Origin of the sequence: Methanoregula sp., assembly GCF_049690535.1 — an archaeon.
Lineage (GTDB): Archaea > Halobacteriota > Methanomicrobia > Methanomicrobiales > Methanospirillaceae > Methanoregula.
Window position 1 is genome coordinate 1 of record NZ_JBAVMX010000103.1, and the last position, 10,066, is coordinate 10,066.

Annotated in this window: 16 protein-coding genes; 8 read left to right on the forward strand and 8 right to left on the reverse strand. The window is 49.0% G+C overall.

Annotated features, from left to right (window positions below):
* The 4 genes from WCE46_RS07740 to WCE46_RS07755 form a co-directional block, all read right to left on the reverse strand.
* Window positions 1-314 (reverse strand): hypothetical protein (locus WCE46_RS07740; protein WP_424733121.1); only part of this gene is annotated, 314 nt, incomplete at its 3' end.
* Window positions 298-657 (reverse strand): hypothetical protein, encoded by a 360-nt coding sequence (locus tag WCE46_RS07745; RefSeq protein WP_424733122.1) that lies wholly within the window; start codon window positions 655-657, stop codon window positions 298-300. The genes WCE46_RS07740 and WCE46_RS07745, both read right to left, overlap by 17 nt.
* A 179-nt stretch (window positions 658-836) precedes the next feature.
* A complete protein-coding gene (locus tag WCE46_RS07750) occupies window positions 837-1,070 on the reverse strand; it encodes a hypothetical protein (RefSeq protein ID WP_424733123.1) in 234 nt (77 codons plus the stop codon).
* A gap of 74 nt (window positions 1,071-1,144) precedes the next feature.
* On the reverse strand, window positions 1,145-2,275 hold the full coding sequence (locus tag WCE46_RS07755; protein WP_424733124.1) for a DDE-type integrase/transposase/recombinase: 1,131 nt from the start codon (window positions 2,273-2,275) through the stop codon (window positions 1,145-1,147).
* A 549-nt stretch (window positions 2,276-2,824) separates the two neighbouring features.
* Here WCE46_RS07755 and WCE46_RS07760 point away from each other — a divergent pair.
* The 7 genes from WCE46_RS07760 to WCE46_RS07790 all read left to right on the forward strand — a co-directional run bounded on the left by WCE46_RS07760 (window position 2,825) and on the right by WCE46_RS07790 (window position 6,688).
* Entirely contained in the window at window positions 2,825-3,562 is a 738-nt protein-coding gene (locus WCE46_RS07760; protein ID WP_424733125.1) for a hypothetical protein, read from the forward strand.
* 189 nt (window positions 3,563-3,751) lie between these two features.
* A complete protein-coding gene (locus tag WCE46_RS07765; protein ID WP_373006950.1) occupies window positions 3,752-3,991 on the forward strand; it encodes a zinc ribbon-containing protein in 240 nt (79 codons plus the stop codon).
* Between the two features lie 131 nt (window positions 3,992-4,122).
* Entirely contained in the window at window positions 4,123-4,251 is a 129-nt protein-coding gene (locus WCE46_RS07770) for a desulfoferrodoxin FeS4 iron-binding domain-containing protein (protein WP_292427860.1), read from the forward strand.
* A 2-nt stretch (window positions 4,252-4,253) separates the two neighbouring features.
* Window positions 4,254-4,646 carry a carboxymuconolactone decarboxylase family protein gene (locus WCE46_RS07775; RefSeq protein WP_424733126.1) on the forward strand — a complete coding sequence of 131 codons (393 nt, stop codon included), beginning with the start codon at window positions 4,254-4,256 and terminating at the stop codon, window positions 4,644-4,646.
* A 14-nt stretch (window positions 4,647-4,660) separates the two neighbouring features.
* Window positions 4,661-5,305, forward strand: a complete 645-nt coding sequence (locus tag WCE46_RS07780) for a peroxiredoxin (protein WP_424733127.1) — start codon at window positions 4,661-4,663, stop codon at window positions 5,303-5,305.
* A 154-nt stretch (window positions 5,306-5,459) separates the two neighbouring features.
* Window positions 5,460-6,086, forward strand: coding sequence for a flavodoxin family protein (locus tag WCE46_RS07785; RefSeq protein WP_424733128.1), 627 nt, complete (start codon window positions 5,460-5,462; stop codon window positions 6,084-6,086).
* Window positions 6,083-6,688: a flavodoxin family protein gene (locus tag WCE46_RS07790; RefSeq protein ID WP_424733129.1), complete on the forward strand. Its 606-nt coding sequence runs from the start codon at window positions 6,083-6,085 to the stop codon at window positions 6,686-6,688. The genes WCE46_RS07785 and WCE46_RS07790 overlap by 4 nt, the downstream gene beginning before the upstream one ends.
* 38 nt (window positions 6,689-6,726) lie before the next feature.
* Here the strand turns inward: WCE46_RS07790 and WCE46_RS07795 are convergent, their stop codons facing one another.
* Window positions 6,727-7,389: a peptidase M50 gene (locus WCE46_RS07795; RefSeq protein ID WP_424733130.1), complete on the reverse strand. Its 663-nt coding sequence runs from the start codon at window positions 7,387-7,389 to the stop codon at window positions 6,727-6,729.
* A gap of 106 nt (window positions 7,390-7,495) precedes the next feature.
* Between WCE46_RS07795 and WCE46_RS07800 the strand changes: the two genes are divergently transcribed.
* Window positions 7,496-7,795, forward strand: coding sequence for a chorismate mutase (locus WCE46_RS07800; RefSeq protein WP_424733131.1), 300 nt, complete (start codon window positions 7,496-7,498; stop codon window positions 7,793-7,795).
* A 59-nt stretch (window positions 7,796-7,854) separates the two neighbouring features.
* Here WCE46_RS07800 and WCE46_RS07805 read toward each other — a convergent pair whose 3' ends face one another.
* The 3 genes from WCE46_RS07805 to argB form a co-directional block, all read right to left on the reverse strand.
* Window positions 7,855-8,733, reverse strand: coding sequence for a cytochrome c biogenesis CcdA family protein (locus WCE46_RS07805; protein WP_424733132.1), 879 nt, complete (start codon window positions 8,731-8,733; stop codon window positions 7,855-7,857).
* Between the two features lie 191 nt (window positions 8,734-8,924).
* Window positions 8,925-9,362 carry a thioredoxin domain-containing protein gene (locus WCE46_RS07810; RefSeq protein WP_424733133.1) on the reverse strand — a complete coding sequence of 146 codons (438 nt, stop codon included), beginning with the start codon at window positions 9,360-9,362 and terminating at the stop codon, window positions 8,925-8,927.
* A gap of 56 nt (window positions 9,363-9,418) precedes the next feature.
* Window positions 9,419-10,066: acetylglutamate kinase (gene argB, locus WCE46_RS07815; protein WP_424733134.1), on the reverse strand; the 648-nt coding region annotated here is incomplete at its 5' end.

The window sequence follows — 10,066 nt, forward strand, 5'->3', positions numbered from 1 at the left end:
GTAATTATTTTTATATTTTTATCGGCAATTCCTGCGATAAACTCTGAAAGATGGGGGACGTCTTTAAGTGGCAAAGTCTCAATAACTGTATCTCCATCTGTGCATGGGAGGATATCATAACCAATTATCTTATTTTTTAAGTTTTTCAAAACTTGATCGGAAGCATGTGTTTTTAGATCCTTACCTATTGCAGGGGTTATAGATGATTTTACAAATTCATATGAAGTTCCGCTTTGTTTTTCAAGTTTCTTGATAAAAAAGAGTTTAACTAAATTTTCATCCGATTCATTTAAAGACTTAAGAAGTTCCTCCATCTTTTTCACGCTCTAATACTACATTTTCTGATATATCCCAGACAAGGATATCATCGCGTGGTTTTATAGTTCTTTTTGTTATAAGTGTGATTGTATTTGTAACATCTTCACAACCGACAGTTGTTTTACAAACTTCTGCGGCATAAATTTTGAAGTTAAAAAAGGATAATAGTGGATTTACGAATAAGAGATCCGAGTTGATATAAACTACAAATAAGATTACAAGTAAAACTCCTAATGATATGGTATCCCTTAAATCACTAAAATTGATTGTAATAAATGAAATTATGTAGGGTACTAGATAGGCTAACGACTCTTTTGTTTTATCTTCAACTTTTATCACGCTAAACGATTCAGAGGTAGACTTCTGTATATACCAAATTAATAAAAACCAAACGAAACTGTATAAAAGGACACCGAGGAAAACAGCAACAGTAATCGGATTATACCAGTTTTTGATCATTAGAATTAAAAATAGAGGTAAGTACGCACTTAGAAAAAGACCTCCTTTTATCCAGAGTTTCATAGTTTTTCAACTCCTGCTTTCAATTGTGTTAATTTAATCGCATCAAGTTCTTGTAACTTCTCAATCGTCTTTGATCCAAGATTTTGATCTAACCACATAGTGACTATTGTTCTAACAACTTCTGTTTCCGATGTGCCATAGAAAGGAACCAACCCTCGTATGATATTCCAATGAACATCATCAAGTCTGATAGATTTTTCAACCTTATTCGCGGACCCTTTGTTTCCCATAACAATCAAAATCCAGTGGGTTATAGAACTTATATCCCACTAATAAATGATAAAGTTTGTCTGTGTTTTAAAAATTATTTTGCCTGTGCTGCGTTCTGTATCAACGTCATCCACTTATTCTCTCCATTGACGGTAATCCCGCATGCCTCGGCCGGTGTTTTTCCGTCAAGCCCTTCATGCGGTTTTATGAAGTTATGATAAACCTGCATCCCTTGAAGGATCGGGGTATTCTTCTTTTTCAGGCCGCGCATTGTCTTTTCCCTGTCGCGGATCTCTCCGTTGATCCTCTCCATTTTGTTATTGTTTGCTTCATTCTGGTGTCCGGTGATTTTGATCGCGTTAATGTGTCGTGGCTGAGGGTACACTCGGCTGTAAAACTCTCTCTTAAATGCGTCGTGGTAAGCCGGTAATCCATCGGTGATCAGAACGCCCGGCACTTTGTCCATCAGTACCTTGCCCTCATGGAATAATCCCTGCGCGTCGTGTTTGTGCTTTGAATCGGCGACTTCCTGCGCGATCCAGTACCGGGTCTCGTCGTCAATCAGGGCAAAGAGATACTTCATGTTGCCTTTGACCTTAATGTAAACCTCATCCGCTCTCCACACATCGCCAACATTCGGGCCGATCTTGTCAACATACCCCTTCATCAGAATCGTGTACTTCTCGATCCAGTTAGCAATCGTCTGGTGGCTTACATCTGCGCCGAGAAGTTTTAACGACCGCTGAGTGTTCCGCAGGGATTCGCCGCTAAAGTAGAGTTGCATCGCTGCCGTGATTGCCTTCGGGTTGTGCTTCATGCGCTCAAAACCGACGTTGATACTAAACAACTTGCCACATGCCTCGCATGAATACCGCTGAATGTCTCCGCTCCTGTTGCGCCGGATTCCTGCCTTTTTGATCATTTCCGATCCGCATGCGGGGCAGTTGGTTACAATGATCGGGTCTAGGACTACTCTTGCCTTAACCTGTTTCCGCATCGCAAACGAGAATTTCACGGCGATGATGTGTTTGCACTCGACACCGCGTGACTGATGATCGGGGCAACTGCAATTCCATCCAATCTCGGTCTGCGATACTTCATAGAGTTGATCGCTGCGGGACTGTGACTTAACGATGTAATGGATCTCATCAAGCCTCCTGATTTGACCGACCTTCTTTGCGATTGCCTCGCCTCGTTCCTGCCGGGTTGTGGTTAGTTGCAGCATTGTTTTCACCTACTTATTTACTTGTTAATTACCTATATGTTGGATAAGTATATTAATTTATGGGTAATTAAAAAGGCAACAAAACTTAAATAAAAAGGCAACCAATATCCTATACATGACAAAAAATGCAAGAGCGGATGAGTCGGTACTGAACCCGGCAACAACTAATAGCATGTCACTTAGAACGACGATCCCCAGTTACATCGTGGCTAAACTCGAATTGAAAAAAGGGCACCGTTTCAGATGGTGTATCGAGAGCGAAGGGTTAAAAATCGAGATTATGAGAGATTAAATAAAAACAAAGAAAACCGACGAATTAATACCGTTCTATATCAATGACTCATTGAGCGATTGATATAAATGCCCAAATCAAGGGGAGAGCATCTCAAAACAGGATTGTTCGGGGTTCTAATTCTTATTATCCTTGTTTTGGGTGTGATCTCCTACATTCAATTTTATAACGTAAAAGTGGATTATTTGAGAATAAATCCCTCGGATCAACCTCATTACCACGTTATTCATCTTTTATATCCCAATACAATGCCTCCTATGCCTGCATTGCGTCCAAATGGTACTCCTGTAAGTTTGCCATTACTCTCTGTAGATATTTGCTTACAGTATAACGGGACTTTGGCCGAGGGGACGAAAGTAAATGTATCTGCCGTTGGATTTCTCTATCCCGATGGTCAAAAAGTTAATATTCCCTCGATATTTGTTGCTGGTTCCCAAAACAAGGAAAATATAGTAAACAATCCGGTTTGGGTCGGATTTGAAGGAGCGTCGCTCTATAACGAATCAAATGCAAATTTCCTCACACCAAATGGGGAGGCCCCAGTGGCATTAGAGGCCGTTGATGCGAGTATGTTAAGAATCCCTCGATGGTCCGATAGCGGATCGCTGTGGCCATATTACCAATCTATAACATGGGATATTCAAGGGGATTATCATCCATACCTAATTGTTTTGTTTAATAACGGGACGGATACATCAGAGTATTATTCCGATTACACAGTACATGTCAGTGGATCGGATGTGATCCAACAAGAAAATTATGCTAGGATCAGCACGTGGTTAGCTGTTATATTATTCTTCTTTACAGTAATAGCAAGTTTACCCATACTATGGGGATTAACACCCAAAAAATTTAAAGAAAAATTAGCAGTCTTCGATGAGACTCAAAAGGCTCAATCCGATAGTGCCGCAAATTGCCAACCCCCCCACCAACAAAATCAACCAAATCCCGAAACTCCGAAAGAAGTTTCCAAACATCAGCATAAAGGCAAGTGAGATCGCTCCCCCCAGCATAAAACACAAACACACGAATGTTGCAGAATTGATGGATTCGCGACGGTTATTTGTCATCCTTCATCACCTGCCGATTTTTGACAGGGATTTTGGTAAGTGCCGACCTGCCGACAACTTGACAGAACCTACTAACACAACTGATATATATCTTTGACATAGAAGTGAAATCTGGTGATAAATCTGACCGAACAAAAGACGTATACGGCAGGCCAGAAGGTCGGGCCGGGAAAGTACGTGTGCATCGACTGCGGCAAGGAGTACACCCTCGACAAGAGCGAGCAGGATCTCCGAAAATGCCCGGCCTGTTCCTGCGAGGAGTACCAGTGTTTCCCGATGACCCACATCCGCCCGGACATCAAAACTCCCGAAGATGCAAAGAACCCGCCAAGACGCGGCAAGAGTTTCCAGTAATTTCTCATTTTTCCGGCAACGGTACTGCCAGTTGTGAATGCCCGGGGAGCCCACCGGGGATTTTCGGGGCCCGTGCGAAAAAAAGCACATGCATATGGATTAACCCGTTTAACGAAAGGAAGAAATTCAGTATGGTGAATGTATCCGCAGAAGGGCAGGTCTTCAAATGCGAGATCTGCGGGAATGTTGTGATCGTAAAAGAAGCCGGCGGCGGAGAACTGATCTGCTGCGGGGAACCCATGAAACTGGAGAGTGAATGAGTATGGTAGTAAAGAAGCCTGTTACAAAGAAACCTGTAGTAAGGAAAGGTACCGAAAAAGAGCTCAAAAGCCTTGGAAAGAAGATCGGGAAAGTGCCCAAGTTCTTCAAGGAGCTGACCATCAACGACCCCGAGATGTACAACCTCGTCATCAAGATGGAAGATCACATCTGGGACGATGGTAAGCTCACAAGGAAGACCAAGAAGCTGATCGCGATCGCGATTGCAGCGGCACTCCGAGACCAGCACGCAGTCCATGCCCAGTTGATAGGGGCGGCGAATCTCGGTGTCACAAAAGCCGAGGTGGAAGAGGCGCTCCGGGTCACGTTCCTGCTCTCGGGGATGCCGGCGTACGTATACGGCAAGGCCCAGCTCGATGAAGTCATGAAGAAATAACCCGGAGTGCCGGTATGACAGAAGAGGTATGCACGAGTTTTCCGGTTCTGGGTGAACCTGCACCGGATTTTGAAGCGGAGACCACGCAGGGTCCGATCAAACTCTCGGACCTGAAGGGGAAATGGGTAGTGCTGTTTTCGCACCCTGCCGATTTCACCCCGGTCTGTACAACAGAATTTATGGCGTTTGCCGCGATTCACGATGAACTCGCAGCGCTTAATGTGAAGCTCGTCGGGCTTTCCGTTGACAGCGTATCGGCGCATCTTGCCTGGGTCAGGAACATCAAGGAGAAAATGGGTGTCACCATCCCATTCCCGGTCATTGCCGACCTGAATATGAAAGTGGCAAAGAAGTACGGCATGATCCACCCGGCGCAGAGCTCTACTGCAGCGGTCAGGTGCGTGTTCTTCATCGATGACAAGGGTATCATGCGGGCGATGATCTATTACCCATTACAGAACGGGAGGTTCATGCCCGAGATCATCCGGCTGGTAACAGCGCTCCAGACGACCGACAAGTACAAGGTGTCGACGCCCGCAAACTGGCAGCCGGGCGACAAGGTGGTCGTGGCGCCGCCAAAGACCGCAGCCGAGATGGACAAGCGCTTAAGCGAAGGATACGAGTGCAAAGACTGGTATCTCTGTTTCAAGAGCGTATGAGCGGGCCGTAAGTACCGGGCCGGACTCCCTTTTTTAATTTTTTTGATGTTGCAGTACCGTATATCTTCTGCGGGATTCCGGGAAACGAGATGGGTCAGTACCTGCCACGTACCGCATCAAATGATTTTTCAGCCACCATATCCAAGCATCATCTATGCCCATAAAAGTCCTCGCGTTTGCCGGGAGCCCGCGCCGGCACGGCAATTCGGAGACCCTGCTTGACTGGGTGCTCGCGTCCATGGCAGAAGAACCGGACGTCACAGTTGAGAAGGTTCCGCTCACCGAGGCAAACATCAATCCCTGCCGGGGGTGCAACGCGTGCGAAAAACTCAACAAGTGCATCCAGCGCGACGGAATGGACACATATCACGATAAGATCATCGAAGCGGACTGCATTGTCCTCTCCTCCCCCATCTTCTGTATGGGCCTTGCATCGCAGGTAAAAGCTCTCGTGGACCGGGCGCAGGTCTTCCGGTCCCGGAAATATGTTCTCAAACTCCCCATAGTTCCTCCTGAACGGAAAGGAAAACGCCTGGGAGTGTTCCTTGCGACAGCAGGGCAAACCTGGCTGTACGTCTTTGACGCGGCGGTGCCCTCGGTCAAGTGTTTTTACCATGTCATCGATATCAAGGACGCAGACATCAGCTACCTGATGGTAAACGGCGTTGATGAGAAAGGGGCAATCGAGCTCCACCCGACTGCCCGCTCTGATGCCATAAAACTGGGAAAGACCGTCATCGCTGAAGAAAAAAAACGTCTGGGTACGGGAGCACAGGGATGACCGTTACGGTTCTCGGCATCTCAGGAAGTCCGCGCCGGCATGGCAACACCGAGACGCTCCTGGACAGTTTCCTTGACGGCGCGAAATCTGCGGGAGCCTCGGTGGAAAAAGTGGTACTCAGGGAGATCAATTACTCCCCCTGCCGGGGGTGCAACGCCTGCCACAAGACCGGTGAATGCGTCGTAAAAGACGATGCCCCGGGCCTGTATGACCGGATCCTTGCCGCAGACTGCGTTGTAGTCGCGTCCCCCATCTACAGCATGGGGATCACCGCCCAGCTCAAAGGGTTCATCGACCGGGCGCAGTACCTCTGGGCGCGGAAGTTCATCCTCAAAACACTGGACTTCTCCGAAGATCACATCAAACACCATAAGGGTGTTTTCATCTCGACTGCCGGGCAGAACCAGGCCCATGTATTCGACAGTGCGTTCCCGGCAATCACTGCATTCTTCCACGGCACGGGATTCGACTATTCTGAAAATATCGTTGCCAACAACATGGACCAGTACAACGGGATCAAAAACCACCCGACCGCATTAAAAGAAGCATACGAAAAAGGGCAGAAGGTCGTGCGGGAGATCCAAGCGTTCAAAAGTACATGAAACCGGAAATGTTCCGTTTTTTTCACTTTAAAAAATGATTATATGGCGAACGGATAGAACGATGCCACAAGGACACCAAACGCGGCGACGATCAGGATGACAAAGATCGCCGGGTTCCACGCGAGCACCTTCCGTCCGTCAAGCACACTGACCGGCAGCATGTTGAACGCTGCAATCATCGCGTTGACCTGAAGTCCGACCATGCCGACAAGGGTAAAGAGATTTGCCCCGAAACCGGAGGATATACCGCCGTAGAGGAGCAGCCCGGCAAACGGTATACAGAGAATCAGGTTTGTAATCGGCCCGGCAGCCGAGATTTTCCCGTTCTCCTCACGGCTGATCATCCTGCCATCGGCCCTCATGTTGTAGATCATCGTCGCACCGGGGGCGGCAAACACGACACCCACAATGGAGGCAAGGGCGACTGCGACAAGGAGCATCATGTTGTCTTTCCGGAACTCTGCCCAGAATCCGTATTTTATTGCGGTAAACTTGTGCGCCATCTCGTGGAGAATGAACCCGAATAAGACCACCACGAGGGATACCCCGAAGTAGACGAGAGCGGTAAAGGCACTGATGCGGCTGGAGTTAAAGTTCAGAAACCCGCCGGGCGAAATGAAAATGATCGCAAATGAGATGGATATGGCAATCCACGCGACAAAGAGATCAGCTTCTTCGCGTCGGGTAATTCGTTCGAGCATGAAACCACCGGATCAGTTAGGGTTTTTATCTCATATCTGTTTTCGTGTCCGACGCCAAGCGGATCTGTCATCACGTTTATCTCTTTTTCCGGCAATGTACTTTCGTATGACGATTGAAGAGGTCCGGGCGGAGATCACCCAGATCGATGAGGAGATCATCCACCTTATCGCACAGCGGCAGAACCTTGCCAAAAAAGTCGCATCAGTCAAGCAGACGGAAGGGATACCGGTCCACGACAACCAGCGGAAAACGGATGTGCTGGAGTACGTGATGAAACTCGCAAAGGCAAATCATGTCGATCCCGTCCCGATAAAAACCATCTTTGAAACATTGATCTCAATGAACGAGAAAGAACAGCGGGCGACCATGGGAAAATCCGTCCCGCCAAAAAGAATTGTCAGATAAGTTTTGTCAGACACCCTTCTGATACTTTTTTATAAAAAATGGGCATCAGTCCCTAGGGCCTACAGGAACCGGGACCCGAAAAGGATAAAGATCCCCACAAGGACCATGACGACACCGATGGCAATCCTGAGCGCCCGCCGGTTCTCCAGACGCCACGTGTTAACCCTCTCCGGGGGTATCCCGAAGACGACCACGAGCAGGATCACGATCAGTGGCAGGATGAAGATAACGTTGAACAGGAGCAAATAGGGGATTCCTTCTGCGAGCGTCATCGTGTTGCTCATGAGACCTAGGATCGTCAGGTAGATCCCGCCAGCGCAGGGCAGTTCGAAGATCCCGACAAGGACCCCCAGGACAAACGCCGCCGGAAGAGTTGCCGTCCTGATATACCGCTCGATCACCGGTTTTTTGGACTCCGGGATGGCAAGGAGGAATCCGTCCTTTCTTACCGCAGCATCGATGATATTTACCGCCCCAAGGACGATCGCTATCGCCGCCGCCGCTGTCGCAATGAGGGACGATATCCCCGGCCCCGAGGCGTTGATAAATGAGAGGAAGCCGAGGCCCGAGATGAAATAGAACAAAAAGACCGCGGCGATATAGGTGATCCCGACCATCAGCACCTGACGGCGGGTCTGGAGAGCGATGATCGAGAGCAGGAGGATGGCGAGTACGGCAAGGCCGCATGGGTTGATGCTCGCGATCCCGGCACACAAGATGACAAGGGGCACCGTCAAGGCAGAGACCGTCCCGGGGCAGTTTTCCGTGGCTGTGCTGTTAGCCGCCGCGTTTCCGGTCTGGCCCTGATCGGGAGAGGCAAGTTCCTGCCGGATCGCGGCGTCCAGCCGGTCCCGGATTTGGTCCTCGCCAACCAGAGCCTGATTTCCGATAATAATGGTGGGCACCCCGGGCGAGTCGATGCCGAGGGCCTTGTCCATAGCGATAAACCGGGCCTGGCTCGTTGCGTTATGGTAGACTTCCAGCTGCTCGAAGTCAAGCGTCGGGTACTTGGATGCGGTTTCCTCGACAAAAGGCTTTATGGCATCGCAGTGGCTGCAGCCGTCGCCATAGAAGAAGTACGCCGTGACAGACTGGTTAAAAGAAGGGGGGGCGGTGGAGGGGGTCGCGCTTACTGCGCTGTATTCACCTTTTTTTTTTCAATAGCCTGAAGATACCCTTCAAGTTTATCGGGGATTTCCTGTTGTCCGACAAGCACGACCTTCCCGATAACGATCTCAGGGACACCAGAGGGAGAGGAGATACCGGCTGCCGCGTTTACCTGGGTATAGATCTGCTCGTTGGTCGTGTTGTACCACACTTCCAGCTTCCGGATATCCACATCCGGGTATTTTTTTGTCATATTCTCCATAAATGGTTCAATAGCTGCACAGTGCGGGCAGCCCTGGCCATAGAAGTAGTAGACAACGCTGTCATCGGCAGCAATTCCAGGTGCAGATGATGAAGTTGCGGTTGCAGCCTCTGCGCTGCCGTGCGCCGTAACAAACACAACCGTAGCAATGGCGATTATGGCAAAAACCGCAATAAAAATCTTGATGATCTTATCCATCCGGGAGCTCCTTTGTATAATCCAAGAGGAGTGTTGAGTCCAGCCCCTAAAAAAACCTACTGGAGGGAGATCATCGTCCCTACGCCATCGTGGGTGAAGAGCTCAAGGATCAGGTTGTGCTCGACGTTGCCGTTAATGATGTGGGAGTATTTCACCCCGTTTTCTACCGCCCTTATGACAGAGGTCACCTTCGGGATCATGCCCTCGCCAATCGCGCCCGATGCAAGGAGGTCGCGGGCTTCAGAGATCGTGAGTTTGCGGAAGACATGCGTCCTCTTTGCATCCATCACGCCATCAACATCGGTCATGTTGATCAGTTTGAATGCCTTGAGCGCCACGGCAATATCACCTGCAGCGGTATCTGCATTGATGTTGAGGCTGCCTCCGAACCGGTCGATGGCAATCGGAGAGATAACCGGGATATAATCTCGTTCAAGGAGTGTGTTGAGGAGTGCGGGATCGATCCATTCGATCTCCCCGACGTGCCCGAGGTCCACTTCCTGCTCAACACCCTTTACATTGACCTTCTGGAGGTCCATCTTCTTTGCGATGATGATATTGCCATCACTTCCCGAGAGCCCGACACCCTTTGCACCGCATTTGGCGATAAGCGAGATGATGCCCTTGTTGATCTTGCCGACGAGCACCATTTGGGCAATCTCCAGCGTCTCCTGATCGGTGACCCGGAGCCCCCCGACAAAGAC

What these genes read in the sequence shown, in the direction of transcription:
- WCE46_RS07750 (WP_424733123.1), bottom strand. Translation starts at nt 1,070, where the DNA reads ATGGGAAACAAAGGGTCCGCGAATAAGGTTGAAAAATCTATCAGACTT.
- WCE46_RS07755 (WP_424733124.1), bottom strand. Translation starts at nt 2,275, where the DNA reads ATGCTGCAACTAACCACAACCCGGCAGGAACGAGGCGAGGCAATCGCA.
- WCE46_RS07760 (WP_424733125.1), top strand. Translation starts at nt 2,825, where the DNA reads ATGCCTGCATTGCGTCCAAATGGTACTCCTGTAAGTTTGCCATTACTC.
- WCE46_RS07770 (WP_292427860.1), top strand. Translation starts at nt 4,123, where the DNA reads ATGGTGAATGTATCCGCAGAAGGGCAGGTCTTCAAATGCGAGATCTGC.
- WCE46_RS07775 (WP_424733126.1), top strand. Translation starts at nt 4,254, where the DNA reads ATGGTAGTAAAGAAGCCTGTTACAAAGAAACCTGTAGTAAGGAAAGGT.
- WCE46_RS07780 (WP_424733127.1), top strand. Translation starts at nt 4,661, where the DNA reads ATGACAGAAGAGGTATGCACGAGTTTTCCGGTTCTGGGTGAACCTGCA.
- WCE46_RS07785 (WP_424733128.1), top strand. Translation starts at nt 5,460, where the DNA reads ATGCCCATAAAAGTCCTCGCGTTTGCCGGGAGCCCGCGCCGGCACGGC.
- WCE46_RS07790 (WP_424733129.1), top strand. Translation starts at nt 6,083, where the DNA reads ATGACCGTTACGGTTCTCGGCATCTCAGGAAGTCCGCGCCGGCATGGC.
- WCE46_RS07795 (WP_424733130.1), bottom strand. Translation starts at nt 7,389, where the DNA reads ATGCTCGAACGAATTACCCGACGCGAAGAAGCTGATCTCTTTGTCGCG.
- WCE46_RS07800 (WP_424733131.1), top strand. Translation starts at nt 7,496, where the DNA reads ATGACGATTGAAGAGGTCCGGGCGGAGATCACCCAGATCGATGAGGAG.
- WCE46_RS07805 (WP_424733132.1), bottom strand. Translation starts at nt 8,733, where the DNA reads ATGGACAAGGCCCTCGGCATCGACTCGCCCGGGGTGCCCACCATTATT.
- WCE46_RS07810 (WP_424733133.1), bottom strand. Translation starts at nt 9,362, where the DNA reads ATGGATAAGATCATCAAGATTTTTATTGCGGTTTTTGCCATAATCGCC.